We start from the raw sequence: 23,448 nt of genomic DNA, 5'->3' as shown, positions 1-23,448 counted from the left end.
TAATTCTATACCGTGTTAAGTGTAGTTTTTTGTGTTTAATGCTTGGTATAAAGTGATTTGCTGTGCGAAATCATTAATGTAGGCAGATAAAAAAAGAGCGTATTTTATATAAATACGCTCTTGCTTTTTATTATTCTTCTTCTACAGGTTTCATTTTGAATGTGTCCATAAATGCTGTAGTGTAATTTCCTGCAACATAATTTGGATCATCCATTAATTGTCTGTGGAATGGGATTGTCGTTTTGATTCCTTCAATTACGAATTCATCTAAAGCTCTTTTCATTTTGTTGATTGCTTCTTCTCTTGTTTGAGCAGTTGTAATCAACTTAGCTATCATTGAATCGTAGTTTGGTGGAATTGTATATCCAGAGTACACGTGAGTATCAAGTCTTACTCCATGCCCACCAGGAGCATGTAAGGTAGTAATTCTACCTGGAGAAGGTCTGAAGTCATTGTATGGATCTTCAGCGTTGATACGACATTCTATTGAGTGTAATTTTGGAGTATAATTCTTACCTGAGATAGGTGTACCAGCTGCAACTAAAATTTGCTCTCTGATTAAATCATAATCAATTACTTGCTCAGTGATAGGGTGTTCTACCTGGATACGAGTATTCATTTCCATGAAGTAGAAGTTTCTGTCTCTGTCTACTAAAAATTCGATTGTACCAGCACCTTCATATTTAATATATTCAGCTGCTCGCACTGCTGCTTCACCCATTTTTTCTCTTAATTCATCAGTCATGAATGGAGAAGGTGTTTCTTCAGTTAATTTTTGGTGACGTCTTTGTACAGAACAATCTCTTTCAGATAAGTGACATGCTTTTCCGTATTGATCTCCTACAATTTGAATTTCGATGTGACGTGGGTCTAAAATTAATTTCTCCATGTACATTCCATCATTACCAAATGCAGCAGCAGCTTCTTGTCTTGCGCTCTCCCAAGCTTTTCCAAGATCTTCTTCTTTGAAAAGTTCACGCATTCCTTTACCTCCACCACCTGCTGTAGCTTTCATCATAACTGGGTAACCAATTTCTTTAGCTGTTTTTTTAGCATGCTCTAATGAAGTAAGTAATCCTTCAGAGCCTGGTACTGTAGGTACTCCTGCTTTTTTCATTGTTTCTTTAGCAGTAGCTTTGTCTCCCATTTTTTCGATTTGTTCTGGAGAAGCACCAATAAATTTGATACCGTGCTCTTGACAAATTTTTGAGAACTTAGCATTTTCAGATAAGAAACCATATCCAGGGTGGATAGCGTCAGCATTTGTGATTTCTGCAGCAGCAATAATGTTAGACATCTTTAAGTAAGATTGGCTACTTGGTGCAGGTCCTATACATACTGCTTCGTCAGCAAAGCGTACGTGTAAGCTATCTGCATCAGCAGTTGAATAAACAGCTACTGTTTTAATCCCCATTTCTTTACATGTTCTAATAACGCGTAAAGCAATCTCACCTCTGTTTGCAATTAATATTTTTTTAAACATCTCTTGAAATTTTAATTTTACTTTTGTTGTTCACTTTTCTTGAAAGTGAAATAGAAATTGTATTTATAAAAATTCCTTAAGATGGATCAACTAAGAATAATGGTTGATCAAACTCTACTGGAGAAGCGTCGTCTACTAGTACTTTTACAATTTTACCAGAAATTTCAGATTCAATTTCATTGAATAATTTCATTGCTTCAATAACACATACTACATCACCAGATTTAATAGTTTTTCCAACTTCAGCAAAAGGATCTTTGTCTGGAGCAGGTTTTCTATAAAATGTACCAATGATAGGAGATTTAATAGTGATATATTTAGAATCTTCATCAGCAGCTTTTACTTCTGTTGCTGGTGCAGCTACAGGAGCGTTTCCTTGCGTAGGCACAGCTGTTTGTTGTAAAGATGAAGCAACTGGTACTTGTTGAATGTAAGTAGTCTCAGTGTTTCCAGTTTCAGTCGTTTTGATAGTGATTTTAAAATCATCCATCTCTAATTTTACTTCTGTAGCACCTGATTTTGCTACGAACTTAATTAAGTTTTGAATTTCTTTAATGTCCATACCCAATGAATTGGTTAGTTGTTTTTTATTGTTTTGTATAAGCCCACTTTAGATAAATTGAACCCCAAGTGAAACCACCTCCAAAAGTAGCAAAAATAATATTGTCTCCTTTTTTTAGTTTATCCTCGTAGTCGCAAAGTAATAACGGTAAAGTGGCAGATGTTGTATTTCCGTATTTTTCGATGTTCATAAGAACTTTAGCCTCGTCTAAGCCCATGCGGTGCGCAGTGGCGTCAATGATGCGTTTGTTAGCTTGATGAGCTGCTAACCAAGTTACGTCTTCATGGCTAAGATTGTTGCGTTTCATGATTTTTTCACTTACGTCAGCCATGTTAGATACAGCGTATTTGAATACAGATTTACCATCTTGGAACACATAGTGTTGTTTGTTGGCAACTGTTTCAGCGCTTGCAGGTAAGATAGAACCTCCTGCGTCAATTTTTAGATATTGTCTTCCAATTCCATCACTTCTTAAGTATTCGTCTTGGAATCCATAGCCTTCTGTATTAGGTTCAAAAAGTACAGCTCCTGCAGCATCTCCAAAGATGATACATGTAGCGCGATCAGTATAGTCAATGATAGATGACATTTTATCTGATCCTATAAGTAGTACTTTTTTGTATCTACCAGATTCTATGTAAGCTGATGCTACTGACATTCCATAAAGGAAGCTTGAACATGCGGCTTGTAAATCAAATGCAAAGGCGTTTGTAGCTCCAATCTGTGTTGCTACATAAACTCCTGTGGTTGCTACTGGCATATCAGGGGTAGCAGATGCAAGAATGACTAAATCAATATCTTTTGGATCTAGATTAGCTTTTTGCATTAGGTTCTCAGCGGCTTTAATAGCCATATAAGAAGCACCTTCTCCTGGTTTCTTAAGAATTCTACGTTCTTTTATACCTGTTCGTGTAGTTATCCACTCATCGTTAGTGTCAACCATTTTTTCTAAATCTGCATTCGTCAGTTTATCTTCTGGTAAGAAGCATCCAACTGCAGTAATGGCTGCGTGTATTTTTGTCATATGGTGTTGCTTTACTTTATAAAAACATTCCAAAAAGAAGCGAAAATTACAAAAAAAAAACGAATCTAAGCTCTTTCGGAGCTATAAAGTGATTTTTTTGGTCTGTTTCAAACAAAAAAAAACTCTCACACATTGTGAGAGTTCTTAAAATACTTTTCTCAAGGTTACGCTTCTACTTCAGTAGTTTTGTCGATAACAACTTGTCCTCTGTAGTACATTTTTCCTTCGTGCCAGTAAGCTCTGTGGAATAAGTGAGCTTCTCCTGTTACTGGGCAAGTAGCGATAGTTGGAGCTACTGCTTTGTAGTGAGTTCTTCTTTTATCTCTTCTTGTTTTCGAGGTTTTTCTCTTAGGATGTGCCATTTTACTATATTATTTATCCGTTAATAGTTTCTTTAATTCTGCCCATCTAGGGTCTATTTCTTCATTGTTATTTTCTTGATCATCGATGTCTTCATCTTCTTGATCGTCGAAATCATCTTCTAGTTCTAAAAAGTCTAGTTCGTCATCAAAATCTAAATCCAAATCATCTTCGTTATAGTATCCTAAGATATCTAAAGCTTCAGATTCTAATGTTCCATCTAATACACCTGGGTGTACTCGCTTTTGCGGAATAGATAGTACTATCATCTCATAAACATATTGAGCTATGTCGATTTGATGTTCTGTAAATGGTACTATAAGTAACTCATCGTGATCGTTGTTGAACTCGTCTCCAAATTTAACGACAAGGTTTAACTCGTTGTTTATTGGTAAATCAAAGTCTTGATTTGTAACGTCACAAGGTACATTTGCTATTCCGTTGCTTTCAAAATGTAATTCTAAAAGCGTGGTTTTCTTGTTTAAAAGAACGGTTATTTGAGCGTCAATTGTATTGAAGTCATTGTAATCATAGTTGTCAAAAAAACTATTATCTACTTGAATTTCAAATTTGTGCTCTCCATTTTTTAATCCTGTAAAAGGAATTAAAAATTTATTTTCAACTTTCATGAAATACATGATTTGAGCGTGCAAAGATAAAAAAATATTATTATTACAAGCTAGTTATCAATTTTTTTTTGTACCAAAATCTTTTTCTTGTGGTTCTAAGGGATTTGCTGAAGCCTCCGCATTATAGGCTCTATTGTTATAGATGTCAATAGCCAAATAGATTGCTTCTCTAAAAGAAGTAGCATCAGCGAGCCCTTTCCCTGCTATCTCGTATGCTGTTCCATGGTCAGGGGAAGTTCTGATTTTGTTCAAACCAGCAGTATAGTTGACTCCCTTTCCAAATGAAAGCGCTTTAAATGCTGCTAAACCTTGGTCGTGGTAACAAGCAAGTACAGCATCAAACTTTTTGTGTGTTTCTGAGCCGAAGAATCCATCAGCCGGGAATGGTCCTGAAACTAAAATACCTTCATCACTTAGTTTTTTAATAGTTGGAATTATGGTTTCTTGTTCTTCCGTACCTATAATGCCATTGTCGCTTGCATGTGGGTTTAATCCTAATACTGCGATACGTGGCTTAAAGATATTGAAGTCATTGATCAAAGAGTGATTGATAGTTTTCACTTTTTTCTCTATGAGTTCTGGTGTTATAGCTGCCGAAACATCTTTTAAAGGGATATGGTCTGTTAATAAACCTACCCTTAAATCTTCAGCTACCAAAAGCATTAATGCATCTCCTTCTAATTCACTGTTTAAATAGTCTGTGTGACCAGGGTATGAAAATTCCTCATCGTTGCTATTGTATTTGTTGATTGGAGCTGTGACTAATATGTCAATTTCACCTTCTTTTAGCGCTTTTGTAGCTTCTGTGAATGACTTTATAGCGTATTTACCTACTACTGGATCATTTTGTCCGAAAGAAATATTTACATTTTCTTTCCATAGGTTATAAACGTTTAGCTTGTGGGGAATAACCTGTGTTAAGTCGTCAATTCCCTGTATGGCTGTATTGTTGTTTATCGTCTTTTTTACGTATGATAAAGGTTTTGAATTTGCAAAAATAATTGGTGTACAGATTTCAAGCATTCTATTGTCTTCAAAAGACTTAAGTATTACTTCACATCCAATTCCATTTAAATCACCTATCGAAATCCCTACTTTTATATTTTCTTTTTTTTGGGTCATAGTATCGCGTAATTATTGCTACTTTTGAAGCAAATTTAATAAAAATAAATTGAGTTATGTTTACAGGTATTGTTGAAAGCATTGGAAAGATAGAAAAAATTAAAGGTGATCGCTCAAATCTTCACATAACAGTTAGTTGTGATTTTACAAGTGAACTGAAAGTTGATCAAAGTGTTTTGCACAATGGTATTTGCTTGACTGTAGTGTCAATTGAAGGAAATGCCTATACTGTGACAGCAATAAAAGAAACAATAGATGTAACTACTGTTGGAAGTTGGACAGAGGGAATGAAACTGAACCTTGAGAGAGCAATGCTGTTTAACGGTCGATTGGATGGACATATAGTACAAGGGCACGTAGATCACATAGGGGAATGTGTTTCTATTGAAGATGTGTCTGGTAGTACATACTATGGCTTTAAATTTAGTGAGAATTCTATTCATACTACAATTGAAAAGGGGTCCATTACGGTAGATGGTACTAGTTTGACTGTTGTGGATTCGGGGGTAAATACGTTTAAGGTGGCTATTATACCTTATACGAAGGAGCACACTATTTTTCAGTACTATAAATTGGGAACAACCGTCAATCTCGAATTTGATGTAATAGGTAAGTATGTTTCTAAATTAATGCAAATAGGTAGGTTGTAATAACCTTTCGATTATAAAATATAAAAGGCTTTTTTGATAAAGTCTAATAAAGTGGTATGAAGGTTAATCTACAGAATAATAACTTTACTACTATGACAGATGAGGACTTAGTCCAGATGATTGTGCATAGTGGTAATACAAGTTTGTTTGGGATTCTCTATGATCGGTATGCTCAGAAAGTGTATTCAAAGTGTTTAGGTTTTGCGGAGTCGAGAGATGTCGCAGAAGATTTGACACAAGATGTTTTTGTAAAGCTATATCTGAATCTTAAAAAGTTTAGGGGGGAATCAAAGTTTTCTACTTGGCTGTATTCTTTTACTTATAATCATTGTGTGAATTATTCCAAATTGGTTTTGAAAAAAAGAAGACGAGAAGAGGATTTGAATGAGGAATATCAGGACTTGATGGCTGATGAAGAAATAACAGACGAAGAAATCTTTGCTTTAAGTGTTGGTAAGTTACAAGAGGCCTTAGGGCAAATTGATGCAGAAGATAAGATTATCTTATTGATGAAATATCAAGATGATAAATCTATTAAGGAAATTGCTCAAATGCTTGAAATGGGGGAGAGTGCTATTAAAATGCGATTGCATAGAGCAAAGAAAAAAATTGTTGAAATTTATAACTCATTATAATTATGGATAATCCTTTTAAAAAAATACTGCAGGACGAAAAGTTGCCTGTCTATATAAAGGATAGAGTAATTGATAATCTAAACTTTATCAAGCTGTCCTTAGATGTGTCTGAGTTATATACTGTCAAAGTACCTCAGGCACTGGGTAGTGTCATAGGTGAAAGTGACAAAAAGAAAGAACAAGAATTGATTGAAAAAATTATAAACGCAAAAAAGAACGAAAATAATGATGAATAGACTGTTTAATTTTGAGTATCCAACAGAAATGTTGAACTCAGTATTTGATTCGTTAATACGTGGTGTGATAGGCTTTGCATTAATTTTAGGTTATGTGTTGCTGTGTTGGTTGTTAGTTAAGTTTTTTGCTTACTTATTGAAAAAAATATTTCAATTTATCCGCTTGGATAGTGTTCAAAAACTGATTGATGAGAATGACTTTCTTGCTAAAACAAATATTGCAATCAAAGTTGATGCAATCGTTATTTTCTTTATGAAAATCTTCATTATCTTCTTGATGATTGTTATTGGAGCCGAAATGTTTGGTCTAAGTATAGTGTCTAAGGAGATAGGAAATCTAATGTTGTATATTCCACAGGTATTTGTTGCTTTGTTGATTTTTGTAGGAGGACTATATTTGGCAACTTGGATTAAGAAAACTGTGGTAGGTGTGCTCAAGGCTGTTGACTTCAGTGGTGCGAGAATGATAGGGAATATATTGTTTTACTTTATTCTTGTATTTGTTGTCATTACGACTTTGAATCAAATGGGAATTAATACTTCTATTATTACGAATAATATTTCGATCATCGTCGGTGCTATTCTGTTGACTGTAGCTCTGTCTTTAGGGTTAGGTGCAAAGGATGTGGTGACAAGGCTGCTGTTTTCTTTTTATACAAGAAAGAATTTGGAATTAGGTCAGTTAGTTCGAATTGATGGTTTAGAAGGGTATGTGATTTCTATTGACAATATTTATTTGTGTCTTTTGGTAGAAGGGAAAAAGCATTTCTTGCCAATTGCAAAGGTGTCTGAAAGTCATATTGAAATTGTAAAATAAGCAATTTTTAGTAATAGGTAGGTTATGATGACGAATAGTTGGTATTTGATTAAAATGACTGCCGCTACTCTTTTTATAATTTATGGTTTGTATCGATTTTCTCTTGCAAATACCCGAATATTTGTATGTTGATGATTTGGTTGAAGGGTATTTGTCCTGTTTTAGAAATGAATAATAATATGCAGAAAGGCAGTCGAAAGACTGCCTTTTGCGTTATGTTATGTGAATAAGTTTGAGTTAGTTGGGCTTAGTTATATGTATGATGCAGATGGTGTCAATACGAATGAATATAATGTCATAAAGGTAAATGTCAATGATTTTAGTGGTTTTGATGTTGAGGCGGAAAGCAAAGTGGTACCATTACTGACAGATGGTCTTTCATTGCACGATGCAGTTGGTTTTGGTATGGATAAGTTAGGCAATTACTACTGTGCATTCAATCATAGTGAGAATGGAGAATATGGTAGTAAAGTTTTTTTAATTGATAAAAGCAATGGAACTTTAAAAGAAGAATTTACTACGGGTGAAATCTATTCTTTAGAATATGATGATAAGTCAAATTCTCTTTTCTGTGTAGTCTATGATGAAGATAGTGGAGATGTAAGGTTTGTTCAATATGATCTGTCATCGCGAACTAAGGTTCGCAATGAAGTTTTAAATCATGCAGCGGGTATTATAGGAATGAGAGTGATGAAATAAAAAAGGTAAATAGTAGATTACTTGGCAATAAAGGTAAATAGATAGCATTATAGGAAGTCGTTTTTTTATGGAGAATTATGTCTGTTGAGAAAAAGTTGACAAGTGTATAAATATTGTATCCAGAGGTTTTTTCTCTCTGGATATTTTTTTGTTTATCAAGTGGTGTAGTGTGTAAGGTTTGGTCAGAAAAGTATAGGGTGTAATCACTGTGATAGACATGGTAGTGTCTGAGTACTGTAGTTTGGGTAGGGTTGGTTCAAGAGGTAGAAACGTGATGTGAGGGCTGTACTTTAGAGATGTTGACGCATTTCTATTTAATTCCAGATACACCAATGTTTGTTATTGGTGTAATCACGGAGGTTGATACTAATGTCGAGAAGTTTTTAGAAGTCAATCCGGTTATCTTATAAAAGGGGTTGGCTTGCACTTTCTTGGGGATTGCTTGGGGTTTTCTTGGAGTTTCCTAGCCTAAAGGGTGGTTTTGTCGAAGAAAGGTGCAAGAAAGGTGCAAGAAAAGTACAAGATAGTCGCAGGCGACCTTCTGGTAGATTAGTGCAAAATGTTTGGTGATTGGTGTGTGAATACAGTAAAACAGTAGATTTTCTCTGTATTTATTTTCGAAAAGATGTTTTAGTATTGCTTTATAGACTGTTAATTCAAATACATGAGGGAGGTATTTGTTACGCTATGAGCGGTATTGGTTGGGTTGTTGTTGGGTTGTTGTTGGGTCTTTTGAAAGGGATGTTGTCATTGCACTTAAATATAATGTATAAAAAAAATCCAGAGAGATTACCCCTCTGGATCTGATATGTGTTGACTTGTCAACTTGTTTAGTAAGTAGACAATATACTATAGGTAGTATTAATCTATTTTGAAAGTAATAACAGATTTACTTGAGTGATTTACTAAATCTTCACTTATACTGCCATTGAAGAAGTGAGCTAAACCTGTACGACCATGTGTTGCTATACCGATTAGATCAGCATCTATTTTCTTAGAAAAGTTGATTATTCCTTTTTCGATATTCATATCGTTATAAGTACATAGGTCGAACTCTTTGTCTGTTAAAGTATCTAAGAACTTTTCTACAATTTCTTCTGCTACGTGAGTAGGTTTAAAATTGTTAGGTGTGTTTACCATTAACAGGTGGAATTTACTTCCTAATATTTTATTGAAATTTAGTGCTTTTTTAAAAGGCTCAGTCATCCCTTCTGAGAAATCAGATGCAAAAACAAAATCTTTAATCTCAAAATCTTCTACCTCACCTTTAATTACCAAAACAGGAATATTTGATGTTCTGACAACTTTTTCGGTATTAGATCCTACGAAATACTCTTTTACTCCACTTACCCCATGAGATCCCATGACGATAAGGTTCACTTTGTTGTTCTCTGCAGATTTAGTCACACCTAAAGAAGTGCGATCTAAGATAAGGCTTGATGATATTGTAATTCCGTTAAATATAGGGTCGTGCGCTAATTCTTCAAGCTTTGCATCAGCAGCTTTTTTAAAGAACATAACTTCAGTAGCAGGAGTTCCTTTGTTGATACTGTCACTACCTTGTTGTGGCAAATCAAGAATGTGTAGTAAAATGATTTCTGCGTTCATTTTTCTGGCAATAATAGCAGCGGCTTTAGTTGCATTATAGGCTTGATTAGAGAAATCTGTTGGAACTAGAATCTTTTTCATGATGTAATTAATTTGAATATGAATTATGTTGTTTTATTGATTAAATAAAGTTAAGAATATAATTATCAATAGACAAAAGTTTTATTTGTAATAAAAAAATTGTACATTTGTGTCGTTATTTATTAAAAAAGTTAAATAATGAGGGGACATAGTAGTCCCCTCTTTTTATAGCATATGACGTTAAAAGTAAAAGTACAAGGATTAATTGATCAGGCATTTGAAGAGTACACAGACTTGTTTTTGATAGACTTTACAATATCGGCTGATAATAAGATTGTTGTAATTATAGATGGAGATCAAGGTGTGACGTTGCAGAATTGTATTGATGTGAGTCGTGCTATTGAACATAACTTAGATAGAGAGGAGGAGGACTTCGCTCTTGAAGTTGCATCTGCAGGAGCAGCAGCACCTTTAAAATTATTGAGACAATATCCTAAAAATATTGGACGTAAATTAAAGGTAATAACTACAGAACAAGAAAAAATAGAAGCTACACTTGAAAGTGTAGGTGATGATAGTATTGTTCTGAAATGGAAAGCAAGAGAGCCTAAACCGATAGGAAAGGGAAAGGTTACTGTTGAAAAGGAAGCTATAATTCCTTTTGATAAGATTAAAGAAGCGAGTGTTATAATTTCATTTTAAAAAAATAGAATATCCGATGGAGAATAGAGATTTAGTAGATTCATTCTCAGAATTTAAAGACGAAAAAGATATTGAGCGTGTAGCGCTTATGGCAATTCTTGAAGATGTATTGAAAAATGCCTTGAAGAAGAAGTATGGATCAGACGATAATTTTGATATTATCGTTAACCCAGACAAAGGAGATTGTCAGGTGTTTAGAAACAGAATTGTTGTAGCAGATGGAGAGGTAGAAGATGATAATGCAGAAATTTCTTTGTCAGAAGCAAGAAAAATTGAAGCAGATTTTGAAGTAGGAGAAGAGGTGTCAGAGGAAGTGAAGTTGGAAGGACTTGATCGAAGAGCTATCTTGGCGTTACGTCAAAACTTGTATTCTAAGGTAACTGAACATGACAATACTTCTTTATACAAACAATTTAAAGATTTAGTTGGAGAAATTTATTCAGCTGAAGTGCATCATGCTCGTCCAAAAATCATAATTTTGATGGACGAAGGAAAGAATGAAATTGTTTTGCCAAAAGAGAAACAAATTCCATCTGATTTCTTTAGAAAAGGAGATACAGTACGCGGTATTATTGAGGCGGTTGAACTAAAAGGTTCAAAACCTCAAATTGTTATGTCAAGAACTTCATCTAAGTTTTTAGAGAAATTATTTGAACAAGAGATTCCAGAAATCGAATCAGGGGAAATTACAATTAAGAGAGTAGTTCGTATCCCAGGTGAGAAAGCAAAAGTGGCAGTAGATACTTATGATGATAGAATTGACCCAGTTGGAGCATGTGTCGGAGTAAAAGGATCTAGAATTCACGGAATCGTTCGCGAATTAGGAAATGAGAACATTGATGTAATCAATTATACAGAGAATACAGAATTGTTTATTAAGCGTGCATTAGCACCAGCGCGTATCAATAAAGTAGTGATAGATGAAAATGCTAAAAAAGCAAACGTTTATCTTGATTTAGAAGAAGTATCACGAGCAATCGGTAGAGGAGGTCAAAACATTAAATTGGCTGGAATGTTGACAGGGTACGATATCGATGTGATGCGTGAATTAGACCCAGAAGACGATGACGTTGAATTAAGAGAATTCAAAGACGAAATCGAAGCGTGGGTGATTGAAGAATTTAGTAAAATAGGTTTAGATACTGCGAAAAGCGTGTTGAACCTAGGTGTTGAGGAATTAGTAAAGAGAACTGACCTTGAGGAAGAAACGGTATTAGATGTAATCCGTATCCTAAAAGAAGAGTTTGAAGACTAATTGAAGCACCAAAACAACACAACACATTAATACACTAAAAAGATAATATGTCTGAAGAAAGAGCAATAAGAATTAATAAAGTTTTAAGGGAATTAAATATTTCTCTCGATAGAGCCGTAGACTTTTTGAAAGGCAAAGGATATGAAATCGATGCAACACCAAATGCTAAAATTTCTAAAGAAGAATACAGTGTTTTGTGTAAACAATTTTCTGCTGATAAAGGCAAGAAAGAAGCTTCTATTGAGGTAAGTGAAGAGAAAAAGAAAGAAAAAGAAGCATTAAAATTGGAGCGCGATAAAGAGCTTGAAGAGAAAAGAAAACAAGAGGAAGCACGTATTAAACGCGAGCAAGAAATTATCAGAGCTAAAGCAGAGGAAATTACTGCTGTAAAGACTGTTGGTAAAATTGATCTTGAACCTAAGAAAACTAAAGTTGCTTCAGGCGAGTCTAAAAAGGTGGAAAATGTTGTGAAAGATGCAACAGTGGCTGAAAAAGTAGACAAAAAAGTAGAAAAAGCTACTAATGCTGATACTAAGAAGAAAACAGTTAAAGCTGAAGAAAAACAGGTAGCTCCAAAAGTTGATGCAAACGAAGCAACTAAAATAACGAATACGGAAAAGCAAGTGGAAGCTAAGAAAGAAGTAAATAAATCACAACAGAAAAATACTGTAGAGGAGAAAGATTCTTCAAACCAAAAGCAGAATTTCAAGAAAGAGGCAAATGATGCGCAAGCTGAGCCTACGGCAGGGGATGAAGTAATCAAAACAAATTATCAGAAACTTTCAGGTACTACTTTTACAGGTAAAACAATTGATTTATCTCAATTTGATAAACCTAAAAAGAAAAAAGAAGATCCTAAAAAAGGAAATTCAAAAGATGGTAACAACCCTGGAAGCGGAAAGAATAAGAGAAAACGCATTGCTAAGCCAGCTAATGGAAATGCTGAAGGAGCAAATAACAACGAGAATAATAACAATAACCGACCAAACAATAACAACAATAATAATAAGGGCGGTAACAATAATAGTGGTAATAACAACAATCGCGGAGGTAACAACAACAACCGTGGAGGAGGAAAATTTGGTAACAAAAACCAAAATAACAGAAGAAATACTCCACCTGTTGTAAAAGCTGAACCTACTGAGGAAGAAGTTAAAAACCAAATTAAGGAGACACTTGAGCGTCTTCAAGGTAAGGGTAACAAATCTAAAGCTGCTAAATATCGTCGTGATAAACGAGATGTTCATAGAAAAAAATCTGATGAAGAGCAAAAAGCATTAGAGGCTGGAAGCAAAACATTAAAAGTAACCGAGTTCGTTACTGTTGGTGAAATTGCTACTATGATGGATGTGCCTATTACTAAAGTTATTGGTACTTGTATGTCTCTTGGTATCATGGTTACCATGAATCAGCGTTTGGATGCTGAAACATTAACTATTGTTGCTGATGAGTTTGGATTCGAAGTTGATTTTACTACTGCAGATTTAGATGAGTCTATTGAGGAAACTCCAGATAGACCAGAAGATTTACAACCAAGAGCGCCAATTGTGACAGTGATGGGTCACGTTGACCATGGTAAAACATCTTTGTTAGACTATATTCGTAAAGCAAACGTTATTGCAGGAGAATCAGGAGGTATTACACAGCATATTGGTGCTTACGGAGTAACACTTGAAGGAGGACAAAAAATTACATTTTTAGATACTCCTGGTCACGAGGCGTTTACCGCTATGCGTGCGCGTGGTGCTCAAGTTACCGATATCGTAATTATTGTGATTGCTGCGGATGATGATATTATGCCACAAACAAAAGAGGCTATAAGTCACGCACAAGCTGCTGGTGTACCGATTATCTTTGCTATTAATAAGATAGATAAGCCTACGGCTAATCCAGATAAAATTAAAGAAAAACTTGCTTCAATGAACTTGTTAGTTGAGGAATGGGGTGGTACTTACCAATCTCAAGATATCTCTGCTAAGCAAGGTCTTAATATGAAGGAATTACTTGAAAAAGTATTGCTTGAGGCAGAAATGCTTGATTTAAAAGCAAACCCTTCTAAGCTTGCAGTTGGTACAGTAGTAGAAGCGTACTTAGATAAAGGACGTGGATATGTATCTACTGTATTAGTACAAGCTGGTACATTAAGAGTGGGAGACTACTTGTTGGCAGGACGTAGCCACGGAAAAGTTCGTGCAATGCACGATGAACGTGGAAACTCTGTAAAAGAAGCAGGTCCTTCTCGTCCAATTTCTGTACTGGGATTAGATGGAGCACCAACTGCTGGTGATAAGTTTAATGTATTTGAGGAAGAGAAAGAAGCAAAACAAATTGCTGCTAAACGTACTCAATTGATTCGCGAGCAATCTGTACGTGCACAACGTCATATTACTTTAGCAGAGATTGGTCGTCGTATTGCATTAGGTGATTTCAAAGAGTTAAATATTATTCTTAAAGGGGACGTGGATGGTTCTGTGGAAGCATTATCTGATTCATTCTCTAAATTATCTACTGAGGAAATTCAAATCAATATTATTCATAAAGGAGTTGGAGCTATTACAGAATCTGACGTATTGTTAGCTTCTGCTTCGGATGCTATTATTATCGGATTTAACGTTCGTCCAATGGCTTCTGCTAAACAATTAGCTGATAAAGAGGAAATCGATATCCGTAACTACTCAATTATCTATGACGCTATTGATGACTTGAAAGATGCGATGGAAGGTATGTTATCTCCAGAATTGAAAGAGGAAGTTACTGGTACTGCTGAGATTCGTGAGTTATTCAAAATTTCTAAAGTTGGTACGATTGCTGGATGTATGGTTACTGACGGTAAGATTTTCCGTAGTTCAAGAATCCGCCTTATCCGCGAGGGTGTGGTTATCTACACTGGTGAGTTGACTGCTTTAAAGCGTTTCAAAGACGATGTTAAAGAAGTGGCGAAAGGATATGACTGTGGTATTCAGATTAAAAACTACAACGATATTAAGGAATATGACACTATAGAGGCGTTCCAAGAAGTTGAAGTTAAAAAGAAATTGAAATAATCAATTATACATAGGAAAGGGAGTTGCGAAAGCAACTCCCTTTTTTGTTTTACATCATGACAATCTGACGAAATGACATATTTTATTTTTGGCTTGTGATTTGCTATATTTATAGTAGTAAATATTAATGATATGATGTGGATTCTTTTGATAGCTGTAATGATTGCAAGCTATTACATTCAATACAAGTTGAAATCAAAGTTTGAAAAGTATTCTAAAGTACAATTGCAGAATGGAATGAGTGGTGCAGAAGTTGCACAAAAGATGCTGTTGGATCACGGTATTAGGGATGTGCGCGTGATATCTACTCCAGGTAGATTGACTGATCACTATAATCCAAGTGATAAGACTGTGAACCTTAGTGAAGCTGTCTATAATGAACGCAATGCTGCTGCAGCTGCTGTAGCTGCACATGAGGTTGGTCACGCTGTTCAGCATGCAACTGCTTATCATTGGTTGACTATGCGCTCAAAGATGGTTCCTGTAGTAAGCTTTTCTTCTAATATTGTAACTTGGGTGTTGTTAGGTGGAATCTTATTGATTAACACTTTCCCTCAATTGCTATTATTCGGTATTGGGCTTTTTGCTTTGACAACGATCTTTTCGTTTGTTACCTTACCTGTTGAGTACGACGCAAGCGCAAGAGCCTTGAAGTGGTTGGAAGCCAAAAACATCGTTACCCAGCAAGAATATGCAGGTGCTAAAGATGCATTGTCTTGGGCAGCCAGAACGTATGTGGTCGCTGCAATATCATCATTGGGTACACTTTTGTATTACGTGATGATCTATATGAACAGACGTTAGTTATTAAATTTTATATAAGTAAAGTGGAGGACACCTTTAATAAGGTGTCCTTTTTTTGTTTTTTTACAGTCTTTAGTTAGGAGTTACTCTTACTGCTATCGGTATGTGATCAGATATTTTTCTTGCTTCTTTTATGTCATTGAAGTCCTCGTAGAATAGAATTGTATCTTGACTCTCAATGGTGAAATCTTTTTTAGATAAGAAGATATTATCATATTCAGAAGCTAAGCAGTCATTGTTAATACACTTTTGTCTTAGACTTGTTTTTTGGTCAGTAAAAACGGGTTGGTAAGTCATTTTCTTTAGGGGATTAAAAACACTGTGACTTTGGGGAGTATTGAAATCTCCTAAAAAGATCAATCTTTGATCAGTATATTGTGTGGGAAAGAATTTGAAGTATTTAATCTCCTTTTCGGGTTGATGTTTTTTGGGTAAGGCATGAAAGTTGAATATCATAAACTCTTTTCTTTTGTATTCAAAAGTAGCTATGTAAGGTTCTCTTTCGATTTGATCTTTGTAAGTCTGTTCTAAAGTAGGTCTGTTTTTTAGCTTTACTTTACTTGTTTTCCAAAGGTAAGCATATCGTTCTGAGCGATAAGGGCTACTATCTGTCGGTGGGCTAATAGCGTAATCCCATTTGGTACCTGTCGAATTAGTTAATTCAAGATGTAGTGCGGCCAGTGTTTTTGCCCCTGAGGGATTGGTGACTATTTCTTGTATAGCGACGATATCAGCAGATTTAATTGTTTTAGCAATGAATTCAATTTCATCAGTAGTTTTACTTGAACCGAAGTTATTTAAATTCCATGTCATGATTGTTACTTGTGCATATAATGGTAAAAGGAATAATAAAAAAAATAGTGTAACAGTTGTTTTAAAAGATTTTTGAGGCATATATGATATTTAATATGTTAAACCTAATTGTAGATAGGTAGATTAAAGAAATTTTGTAAATACAATTTGTAAAAATGCCGTATTTTTACATTTCTTTACGAGCTATTAGGCGCGCTCAAAAGTAAACATCTAATCTAAATTTTTAAATTAAAGTGAGAACATTTTCTTCGATAAACGAGTTTCATGCAGAAAAGAAAGTTGTAGCAACATTGGGAACATTTGACGGTGTACACAAAGGTCATCAGAAGATTATTCACCGATTAGTTGAAGCGGCGAAGAAGGATAATGGAGAAAGTTTAGTTCTAACATTCTTTCCACATCCTCGTATGGTTTTGAAACAAGACAATAGCATTAGGTTGTTGAATACGTTAGAGGAGAAAAAGCTATTATTAGAAGGTTTAGGTTTAGACAATTTAGTAGTTCAGAAGTTTGATTACGAATTTTCACAATTAACTGCAGAGGAGTTCGTAGAGCAAGTATTGGTAAATAAGTTTAATATTTCTAAGATAATTATTGGATACGACCATCGTTTTGGCAAGAATAGAACTGCAGATATTAACGATTTAAAGCTATTCGGTGAGAAATATGGTTTCGAGGTCGAAGAAATATCAGCAGAAGAAATAGATCACGTTTCTGTTAGTTCTACTAAGATTCGCCATGCATTAGAGATTGGTGATATGGCAATGGCTAACGAGTTCTTAGATTACGAGTATTTCTTTTCTGGAGTCGTTGTTCACGGTAAGAAGTTAGGGAGAAAATTAGGTTTTCCGACGGCTAATATTGAGATTGACGAGGATTATAAACTGATACCTCAGAATGGAGTTTATGTAGTGGAATCTGAAATAAATGGTGAACGCGTAAAGGGGATGATGAGTGTAGGTGTGAACCCAACCTTTGAAGGACACCCTTATACGATAGAAGTAAATTACCTAGATTGGGATGGAGATTTATATGATAAAATTTTAAAAGTTCGTATCTTAGACAGAATAAGAGATGAATTAAAGTTTAACAATCTAGACGAGTTAATTGCTAAGTTACACAACGATGAACAGGTAACTCGTGAATTTTTTGAGAAGTATGTGGAAAAAAGCACTTCAACCAATTGATAACTCCCCACTAGTTATATTTAGAATTTTCTTTGGATTTTTATTTGCATGTGAGTCTTTTGGTGCTATAGCTACTGGATGGGTGCGTACAAATTTAGTTGATGTCCAGATGACTTTCTCCCATATTTATATGGATTTTTTACAGGTCTTAGTTGGTCCTCAAATGTATGTTTATTTTGCATTGATGGGATTTGTATCTATTGCTGTTATGTTAGGGTGGCGCTACCGCTTGAATATTGTACTATTGACAATTTTATGGGCTGGTGCTTATTTTATTCAGAAGACTTCGTATAACAATCACTATTATATGTTGTTGCTGATTTGTTTTTATATGTGCTTTTTACCAGCACATCAATATGCCTCTATGGATGTAAAAGCAGGTCGGGTTGATAAAAAGTTATATATGCCGCGTTACTTTTCGTGGTTTTTTATCTTTCAGGTAACTATTTTATATGTTTTTGGTACAGTTGCAAAGTTTTATCCCGATTGGCTTGATGGAACTTTTACTCGTTTAATGTACCAAAGTGCTAATATTCCGGAAGTATTTAAGGAAGTGTTTACTCAGAAGTGGTTTTACATTACGATTGCTTATTTGGGTATTATTTTCGATGGATTAATTGTTCCGATGTTGTTGTGGAAGAAGACACGTACATTAGGAGTTATAGCAGCTTTGACTTTTCACCTTTTTAACTCTGCAACTTTACATATTGGAATTTTTCCATATTTTGCTTTGAGTTTTTCGGTGTTTTTTTATGAACCAGAACAAGTACGTCGTTTGTTTTTCAAGAAGAAACCTGTTTTTGAAGTGACTGATGATTTGACTAGTTACGGTACACAGAACTTTTTAAGCAAAGGGCAATTGTATGTTTTAAGTGCGTTTATGGTTGTGCAAGTTTTATTGCCTTTGAGAATACACTTTATAAAGGGAGATACACTTTGGACAGATGAAGGTCATCGTCTAAGTTGGCGAATGATGTTGCGTTCTCGTGGAGGTTATACTGATTTTATTGTAGAGAATAAAGATACGAAAACAAGAAGTTATTATCCATTAGCAGAAGTTTTATCTACTAAGCAAGCGGCGCGTTTAACTTCACCTGATATGATATGGCAAATGGCTCAGGTAATCAAAAAAGAATATGCTGCTAAGGGAGAAGATGTAGCTGTATACGCAGATAGTTTTGTCTCTATAAATGGACGTCCTTATAGTAGATTTGTTGATAATACGGTTGATTTAGGTAATGTAGGATGGAATTATTTCACACACTGTCCTTGGATCTTAGAGAAACCATTTTAATAAAACAAAAAGCCTTGATTACAATCAAGGCTTTTTGTTTTCTATTTCTTTCTTATATTCTACTAATTCTAGATTACTATTAAAAACGGCATACGTAAAGTAATTAATCCAATCTCCTAAATTGACATATTTAGAATTTGGGTTTAAATCCAATACCATAGGTAAATGCCTATGACCAAATACGAAGTAGTCGTAGTGTTGCGTTTCTAATTTGCGCTTGGCATAAAGAATTAACCATTCCTTATCTTCCCCTAAATAGGTGATATCTTCCTCTCCTGAGATAAGTTTATTCTTTACTGATAAGTACGAACCTAATCTCACGCCAATATCTGGATGTAACCATCTAAATAGCCATTTTGAGAATTTATTGGTAAATACTTTTTTCATTCTCTTGTAACCAAGATCTCCAGGTCCTAAGCCATCTCCATGACCAATAAAGAACTTTTTGCCATTGATATTAAATATTTTTGGCTCGTGAAATACAGGAATACCCAATTCTTTTTGGAAGTAATCATCCATCCATAGGTCGTGATTACCGACAAAGAAGTAAACGGGTACACCACGATCCTTTATTTCAGCAAGTTTTCCGAGAATTCGAACAAACCCTTTTGGTACAACTGTCTTATACTCAAACCAAAAGTCAAAGAGATCACCGAGTATAATTAATGCTCCCATATCGTGTTCTTTATCGCGAAGCCACTGCAAAAATAGTTGTTCACGAGGAATACTTTTTTCACGAGTCGGTGCTCCAAAGTGTTGATCGGATGCAAAATATACTTTCTTATTTGTTTGAATATTTATTTCCAAATTCTAAAGATTATCTGATTGGTGCCATTCAGCATAAGAAGATTCTGTTTCCTGAAGTCTTAATGAATATAGTTCAATTCCATCAGGAAGTCGGTCTTTTATTTTATTAGCAAAATCGATGACCATGTTTTCACTTGTAGGTTGATACTCTACCAGAATAACATGGTGTCCACGTTGTTCTAATTCCTTAGCAAGTTCAATGTGTGGAGTGTTTTTATTAAAAACAGTTGCATGGTCAAAATTGTCAACTATTTCTTCCTTCACTATTTTTTTTAGATCTCCAAAATCTATAACCATTCCATATTTTACATTATTTGTATCCTCAATAGGGCTACCAATAACAGTTACTGCTAATTTGTAACTATGTCCATGAACATTTTTACACTTGCCATCATATCCAAATAAGGCATGTCCAGTTTCAAATGTAAATTGTTTTGTAATTCTAATCTTAGGCATAACTAAAAATTTTGACAAAGGTAAGGAAAAAAAAGCCCTTACATTCATATATAACCCTGCCTTTTTACGGACTATTACTCTTAGAAGATGCGGTATTTTAATTGAAAGGAAACTTTAGGCCACCATTTGATACGATTAAGCCACTTTTCAGCTTCTTCATCATATTCGACATTTTCATCAAGTTCAAACGCTACTTTGCTCCCTCCTTGTTTGATTGTATAATCACCTTGGTACATCATACCAAGTTCAAAAGTGAAACCCAATCTACTTTTAGATATCGCTCTTCCTATTCCAAATCCTAAATAGGGTTTAATTACATTACCAACAGTGGCTTGTGCATCGATATTCCCATTATTGATGTCTATAACATTCCCTTGAAAATCTAAAGTAGGCCATTCTTCACCTTCTAGTGGATTAGCTCTTTCACCATCTTTATCAATCAAGTAACCGTGTAAGTCCACTTTGTTATTTCCCATGTATAAGCCGCCTGATACAAAAAACAACCCTCCTTTTACTGGGTAAAAGTCAACTAAAGCATGTCCATGAAACATATTTAGTTTTCCTTTCATTGTCAGATCAGGTCTGTAGCCAAAAGTTTTGCTTAATTCATTTCGTGGGTCATCGGGAGTACCATCATAGTATTTAGAGTTATACTTGAAAAAATTGATACCAGCTCTTAATTGAAGATTAGGTGTTAAGGGTGAACTCGCTTCTGCTGTAATCCCCATACTTGTTATTCCAATACCAACTGATAATTCACTAAAAGCAATGTCTGAGTAGTGTTTTGCAACTGGTTCTGGTTGGAAAGTAAAACCATCAGCAGATTGAGCATTAACAGAAAGTATACTTAGGAGAATACAAACCAATAGGTATAGTGCATTAGTTTTCATAAATTAAATGATTATTAAAAAATACGATAATTGATTTTCAGTTCAGCTTTTGGCCACCACCTGAGCCATTCGTTATATTTTTGTGTATCCTCTACTCTTGCGTCAGCCTCCTTACCTGTAGTTACTTTTTGTCCATTTTGTTTTAAAGTATAGTCGCCTTGATATAGCATACCGACTTCGAGCTTGATGCCTATTCTTCGCATACTGACAGATCTTCCTACTCCTATACCTAAGTATGGTTTTACGACATTTCCTAAACGCATTTCTGCATCTAATCGCCCTTTATTTAAGTCTAAGATATTTCCATCATATTCTAAAGTGGGCCATTCGTGCCCTACGAGTATATCTGCTGGATTTCCTTTGTCATCGATGAAGCCACCTTTGACGGAAACGGTATTTCTACCGAAGTAAAAACCTCCAGAGATGAAAAACACTCCTTCTTTATTGGGATAGAAGTCTACTAATGCGTGGGCGTGAAATAGCTTGATTCGGCCTTCGACTTCCAATCTTGGCGAGTATCCAAAGGAATTGAGAAAATATCCTTGGGGATCTTCTATGTTTAGTTTCTGTGCGCTTGAGTTGTAATTTAGATAGTTGAGCCCTGCGCGTATCTTCAAATGTGGTGCTAATGGTGTAGCAGCTTCTATAGTTAATCCTAAAGTCGAGATACCAGCAGAAATATTTAAGTGGTCTAAGAATCTCGTGGCTAAGTGGGCATCACCAGATTTATCCACTAGGTGTCCAACCAAATCTTGTGGAGGGATGGTGTTGTTATCAGTAGATGCTTTGAGATTGTAAGACCCCAAAACGAAACTTAACAAGATTAAAGTAAGTAATCTTTTCATAGCAATTATAGTACCTTTATTTTTAGATTGTTAAAATTATATAAAAAATAGGAGGTAGGCTATTATATTTTTTTGGATTTTTAATTGTTTTACATAAAACACTGTGTTGTACAAAGGGGCTTTCAGTGTAATTAGTTTCTGTATGTAGTAGTGTTAATGACGTAGAACTCTTACATGTATGTGTGACTATTGATAGTATTTGATTTGAGCTGTTCGTTTGGTGCTTGTCGTTTGATGGTGAAGTGATAGACTTAGAATGGTACTTTATAGCCGATCATTCTCCTTTAAATACCTTGGATTGGTTTGTAATGTTTTTTTATAGTGTTTTTTTTTACAGCAAGGTTTTGATTACGAGTATTTTATGAATGGCTCACAATTTGGAATTGTAAGACAAAGTTTCTTTAGCTTAGATTAAATAGGAAGAACTTGAAAAGGAATAATAGGATAATTGGTATATAATAAAAAGCGAAAAAGCATATAAGATAACTTATATGCTTTTTCGCTTATGCTATATTCAATAACTATTATTATTTCTTTTTAAATTGATTAAGTGCATTGATTGTAAACTCAGATAGAACCAGTCTACCCGAAACTTCAGCTCTTTGATGGAGAAGTTCACTCCAATGCTCTGTTCCTTCCCAGAATATTTTCTTCATCGCGATGAGAGCCTGTGGGTTGTACTCACTAACACGCTTAGCAAAATCACCAAGTTCTAAGTCCATACGGGTATCATCTTCATATAATTCTGCATATAGCCCATGAGTTTTTGCCCATGTGGCAGTTTTCCACTCATGTGCCGCGAGTGACATTTCTGTGAATGCAGTCTTTCCAATCTTTCTTGATACAGCTGGTTCGATGACGAACGGACCTATACCGATGGCTAATTCTGATAACTTGATAGCCGCTTTATCCGTTGCATAACAATAGTCGCAAGCAGCAGCTAATCCTACACCACCGCCTACAGTCTTGCCGTGAATACGTCCAATAAATATTTGTGGACTTCGGCGCATAGCATCTATTACTGAGGCAAACCCTGAAAAGAATTTCTTCCCAGTCACTTGGTCTTTGATGGATAATAATTCATCAAATGATGCTCCTGCACAGAAAGCACCTGTGCCTGCACTTTTTAGGATAACTACTGTAATTGCTTTGTTTTTGCTTAGCTCTTCTATCTTGTCTGTAAGTTCTCTTAGCTGATAACTTGGAAAAGAATTGCTGGCAGGATTATAGAAAGTTAGGGTTGCTATTTTGTCTTGTATTTCTGAGGTAATAAAGGGCTTATTTGATTTTTCCATAGTTTAATTGATTGTTTTCTCAAATGTAGGAAAATAATTAGATTTTTCATTTTTACTAATAGAATAGAAATTGAATGAAAAAGTGATGTTTATGCCTTAAGTTTTATAACTTAAACTACTTATATTGGCGTAACTTTGATTTGATTAATTGTATTTGGATGAGGGAGGTATATTGTTTTGGTGAGAATTGGATGGTAATGTCCCATCTTA

At 34.9% G+C, this 23,448-nt stretch carries 24 protein-coding genes; 11 read left to right on the top strand and 13 right to left on the bottom strand.

Annotated features, from left to right (window positions below; all coding sequences use genetic code 11):
* Positions 1-130 precede the first annotated feature (130 nt).
* The 6 genes from accC to pdxA form a co-directional block, all read right to left on the bottom strand.
* A complete protein-coding gene (gene accC, locus NWE55_RS06390; RefSeq protein ID WP_155090769.1) occupies positions 131-1,483 on the bottom strand; it encodes an acetyl-CoA carboxylase biotin carboxylase subunit in 1,353 nt (450 codons plus the stop codon).
* A 76-nt stretch (positions 1,484-1,559) separates the two neighbouring features.
* Positions 1,560-2,045, bottom strand: coding sequence for an acetyl-CoA carboxylase biotin carboxyl carrier protein (gene accB / locus NWE55_RS06385; RefSeq protein WP_155090770.1), 486 nt, complete (start codon positions 2,043-2,045; stop codon positions 1,560-1,562).
* A 25-nt stretch (positions 2,046-2,070) separates the two neighbouring features.
* Positions 2,071-3,069 carry a beta-ketoacyl-ACP synthase III gene (locus NWE55_RS06380; RefSeq protein ID WP_155090771.1) on the bottom strand — a complete coding sequence of 333 codons (999 nt, stop codon included), beginning with the start codon at positions 3,067-3,069 and terminating at the stop codon, positions 2,071-2,073.
* Between the two features lie 164 nt (positions 3,070-3,233).
* A complete protein-coding gene (gene rpmF / locus NWE55_RS06375) occupies positions 3,234-3,431 on the bottom strand; it encodes a 50S ribosomal protein L32 (protein WP_155035003.1) in 198 nt (65 codons plus the stop codon).
* Between the two features lie 9 nt (positions 3,432-3,440).
* Positions 3,441-4,058 (bottom strand): YceD family protein, encoded by a 618-nt coding sequence (locus tag NWE55_RS06370; protein WP_155090772.1) that lies wholly within the window; start codon positions 4,056-4,058, stop codon positions 3,441-3,443.
* A gap of 57 nt (positions 4,059-4,115) precedes the next feature.
* Positions 4,116-5,180, bottom strand: a complete 1,065-nt coding sequence (pdxA, locus tag NWE55_RS06365; protein WP_155090773.1) for a 4-hydroxythreonine-4-phosphate dehydrogenase PdxA — start codon at positions 5,178-5,180, stop codon at positions 4,116-4,118.
* Positions 5,181-5,236: 56 nt separating this feature from the next.
* Here pdxA and NWE55_RS06360 point away from each other — a divergent pair, with 56 nt between their 5' ends.
* From NWE55_RS06360 to NWE55_RS06340, 5 genes are all read left to right on the top strand, one after another.
* On the top strand, positions 5,237-5,830 hold the full coding sequence (locus tag NWE55_RS06360) for a riboflavin synthase (RefSeq protein WP_155090774.1): 594 nt from the start codon (positions 5,237-5,239) through the stop codon (positions 5,828-5,830).
* Between the two features lie 56 nt (positions 5,831-5,886).
* Positions 5,887-6,465 (top strand): RNA polymerase sigma factor, encoded by a 579-nt coding sequence (locus tag NWE55_RS06355; protein WP_155090775.1) that lies wholly within the window; start codon positions 5,887-5,889, stop codon positions 6,463-6,465.
* Between the two features lie 2 nt (positions 6,466-6,467).
* Entirely contained in the window at positions 6,468-6,701 is a 234-nt protein-coding gene (locus NWE55_RS06350) for a hypothetical protein (RefSeq protein ID WP_155090776.1), read from the top strand.
* Positions 6,691-7,518: a mechanosensitive ion channel family protein gene (locus tag NWE55_RS06345; protein WP_230381471.1), complete on the top strand. Its 828-nt coding sequence runs from the start codon at positions 6,691-6,693 to the stop codon at positions 7,516-7,518. Before NWE55_RS06350 ends, NWE55_RS06345 begins: the two co-directional genes overlap by 11 nt.
* 222 nt (positions 7,519-7,740) lie before the next feature.
* Positions 7,741-8,217, top strand: coding sequence for a hypothetical protein (locus NWE55_RS06340; protein ID WP_155090777.1), 477 nt, complete (start codon positions 7,741-7,743; stop codon positions 8,215-8,217).
* A gap of 861 nt (positions 8,218-9,078) precedes the next feature.
* Here NWE55_RS06340 and NWE55_RS06335 read toward each other — a convergent pair.
* Positions 9,079-9,906: a universal stress protein gene (locus NWE55_RS06335; protein WP_155090778.1), complete on the bottom strand. Its 828-nt coding sequence runs from the start codon at positions 9,904-9,906 to the stop codon at positions 9,079-9,081.
* A gap of 174 nt (positions 9,907-10,080) precedes the next feature.
* Here NWE55_RS06335 and rimP point away from each other — a divergent pair, with 174 nt between their 5' ends.
* The 4 genes from rimP to NWE55_RS06315 all read left to right on the top strand — a co-directional run bounded on the left by rimP (position 10,081) and on the right by NWE55_RS06315 (position 15,651).
* Complete coding sequence (rimP, locus tag NWE55_RS06330; RefSeq protein WP_155090779.1) at positions 10,081-10,548, top strand: ribosome assembly cofactor RimP; 468 nt, start codon at positions 10,081-10,083, stop codon at positions 10,546-10,548.
* Positions 10,549-10,564: 16 nt separating this feature from the next.
* Positions 10,565-11,803, top strand: coding sequence for a transcription termination factor NusA (gene nusA / locus NWE55_RS06325; RefSeq protein ID WP_155090780.1), 1,239 nt, complete (start codon positions 10,565-10,567; stop codon positions 11,801-11,803).
* A 47-nt stretch (positions 11,804-11,850) separates the two neighbouring features.
* A complete protein-coding gene (gene infB, locus NWE55_RS06320; RefSeq protein WP_155090781.1) occupies positions 11,851-14,847 on the top strand; it encodes a translation initiation factor IF-2 in 2,997 nt (998 codons plus the stop codon).
* A 132-nt stretch (positions 14,848-14,979) separates the two neighbouring features.
* Positions 14,980-15,651, top strand: coding sequence for a zinc metallopeptidase (locus tag NWE55_RS06315; RefSeq protein ID WP_155090782.1), 672 nt, complete (start codon positions 14,980-14,982; stop codon positions 15,649-15,651).
* A 72-nt stretch (positions 15,652-15,723) separates the two neighbouring features.
* Here the strand turns inward: NWE55_RS06315 and NWE55_RS06310 are convergent, their stop codons facing one another.
* The gene (locus NWE55_RS06310) at positions 15,724-16,545 is read right to left on the bottom strand and encodes an endonuclease/exonuclease/phosphatase family protein (protein WP_155090783.1); all 822 of its coding nucleotides are present in this window, start codon (positions 16,543-16,545) and stop codon (positions 15,724-15,726) included.
* A 152-nt stretch (positions 16,546-16,697) separates the two neighbouring features.
* On the opposite strand from NWE55_RS06310, the gene NWE55_RS06305 reads away from it, so the two are divergent.
* A complete protein-coding gene (locus tag NWE55_RS06305; RefSeq protein ID WP_160339394.1) occupies positions 16,698-17,651 on the top strand; it encodes a bifunctional riboflavin kinase/FAD synthetase in 954 nt (317 codons plus the stop codon).
* Complete coding sequence (locus NWE55_RS06300) at positions 17,623-18,945, top strand: HTTM domain-containing protein (protein WP_258204665.1); 1,323 nt, start codon at positions 17,623-17,625, stop codon at positions 18,943-18,945. Before NWE55_RS06305 ends, NWE55_RS06300 begins: the two co-directional genes overlap by 29 nt.
* A gap of 24 nt (positions 18,946-18,969) precedes the next feature.
* Here the strand turns inward: NWE55_RS06300 and NWE55_RS06295 are convergent, their stop codons facing one another.
* From NWE55_RS06295 to NWE55_RS06275, 5 genes are all read right to left on the bottom strand, one after another.
* A complete protein-coding gene (locus NWE55_RS06295) occupies positions 18,970-19,746 on the bottom strand; it encodes a UDP-2,3-diacylglucosamine diphosphatase (protein WP_160339395.1) in 777 nt (258 codons plus the stop codon).
* Positions 19,747-19,755: 9 nt separating this feature from the next.
* Positions 19,756-20,208, bottom strand: a complete 453-nt coding sequence (locus NWE55_RS06290) for a 6-pyruvoyl trahydropterin synthase family protein (protein WP_155090786.1) — start codon at positions 20,206-20,208, stop codon at positions 19,756-19,758.
* 80 nt (positions 20,209-20,288) lie between these two features.
* A complete protein-coding gene (locus NWE55_RS06285; protein ID WP_155090787.1) occupies positions 20,289-21,098 on the bottom strand; it encodes a hypothetical protein in 810 nt (269 codons plus the stop codon).
* A gap of 14 nt (positions 21,099-21,112) precedes the next feature.
* Positions 21,113-21,943 carry a hypothetical protein gene (locus tag NWE55_RS06280; protein WP_155090788.1) on the bottom strand — a complete coding sequence of 277 codons (831 nt, stop codon included), beginning with the start codon at positions 21,941-21,943 and terminating at the stop codon, positions 21,113-21,115.
* A gap of 527 nt (positions 21,944-22,470) precedes the next feature.
* On the bottom strand, positions 22,471-23,238 hold the full coding sequence (locus NWE55_RS06275) for an enoyl-CoA hydratase/isomerase family protein (protein WP_155090789.1): 768 nt from the start codon (positions 23,236-23,238) through the stop codon (positions 22,471-22,473).
* Positions 23,239-23,448: the final 210 nt, after the last annotated feature.

The sequence above is a fragment of the Myroides albus genome (assembly GCF_024722315.1).
GTDB lineage: Bacteria > Bacteroidota > Bacteroidia > Flavobacteriales > Flavobacteriaceae > Flavobacterium > Flavobacterium album_A.
The sequence above is the reverse complement of the archived record's forward strand: the minus strand, read 5'-3'. Positions and strand labels throughout refer to the sequence as shown.

Bases quoted from the DNA above. Each gene is read 5' to 3' on its own strand.
- NWE55_RS06360 (WP_155090774.1), top strand. From the start codon at position 5,237: ATGTTTACAGGTATTGTTGAAAGCATTGGAAAGATAGAAAAAATTAAA.
- NWE55_RS06300 (WP_258204665.1), top strand. From the start codon at position 17,623: ATGTGGAAAAAAGCACTTCAACCAATTGATAACTCCCCACTAGTTATA.
- nusA (WP_155090780.1), top strand. From the start codon at position 10,565: ATGGAGAATAGAGATTTAGTAGATTCATTCTCAGAATTTAAAGACGAA.
- NWE55_RS06370 (WP_155090772.1), bottom strand. From the start codon at position 4,058: ATGAAAGTTGAAAATAAATTTTTAATTCCTTTTACAGGATTAAAAAAT.
- rimP (WP_155090779.1), top strand. From the start codon at position 10,081: ATGACGTTAAAAGTAAAAGTACAAGGATTAATTGATCAGGCATTTGAA.
- NWE55_RS06280 (WP_155090788.1), bottom strand. From the start codon at position 21,943: ATGAAAAGATTACTTACTTTAATCTTGTTAAGTTTCGTTTTGGGGTCT.
- NWE55_RS06275 (WP_155090789.1), bottom strand. From the start codon at position 23,238: ATGGAAAAATCAAATAAGCCCTTTATTACCTCAGAAATACAAGACAAA.
- NWE55_RS06290 (WP_155090786.1), bottom strand. From the start codon at position 20,208: ATGCCTAAGATTAGAATTACAAAACAATTTACATTTGAAACTGGACAT.
- NWE55_RS06355 (WP_155090775.1), top strand. From the start codon at position 5,887: ATGAAGGTTAATCTACAGAATAATAACTTTACTACTATGACAGATGAG.
- NWE55_RS06310 (WP_155090783.1), bottom strand. From the start codon at position 16,545: ATGCCTCAAAAATCTTTTAAAACAACTGTTACACTATTTTTTTTATTA.
- NWE55_RS06335 (WP_155090778.1), bottom strand. From the start codon at position 9,906: ATGAAAAAGATTCTAGTTCCAACAGATTTCTCTAATCAAGCCTATAAT.
- NWE55_RS06345 (WP_230381471.1), top strand. From the start codon at position 6,691: ATGATGAATAGACTGTTTAATTTTGAGTATCCAACAGAAATGTTGAAC.
- NWE55_RS06315 (WP_155090782.1), top strand. From the start codon at position 14,980: ATGATGTGGATTCTTTTGATAGCTGTAATGATTGCAAGCTATTACATT.
- NWE55_RS06380 (WP_155090771.1), bottom strand. From the start codon at position 3,069: ATGACAAAAATACACGCAGCCATTACTGCAGTTGGATGCTTCTTACCA.
- NWE55_RS06285 (WP_155090787.1), bottom strand. From the start codon at position 21,098: ATGAAAACTAATGCACTATACCTATTGGTTTGTATTCTCCTAAGTATA.
- pdxA (WP_155090773.1), bottom strand. From the start codon at position 5,180: ATGACCCAAAAAAAAGAAAATATAAAAGTAGGGATTTCGATAGGTGAT.
- accB (WP_155090770.1), bottom strand. From the start codon at position 2,045: ATGGACATTAAAGAAATTCAAAACTTAATTAAGTTCGTAGCAAAATCA.
- NWE55_RS06350 (WP_155090776.1), top strand. From the start codon at position 6,468: ATGGATAATCCTTTTAAAAAAATACTGCAGGACGAAAAGTTGCCTGTC.
- rpmF (WP_155035003.1), bottom strand. From the start codon at position 3,431: ATGGCACATCCTAAGAGAAAAACCTCGAAAACAAGAAGAGATAAAAGA.
- infB (WP_155090781.1), top strand. From the start codon at position 11,851: ATGTCTGAAGAAAGAGCAATAAGAATTAATAAAGTTTTAAGGGAATTA.
- accC (WP_155090769.1), bottom strand. From the start codon at position 1,483: ATGTTTAAAAAAATATTAATTGCAAACAGAGGTGAGATTGCTTTACGC.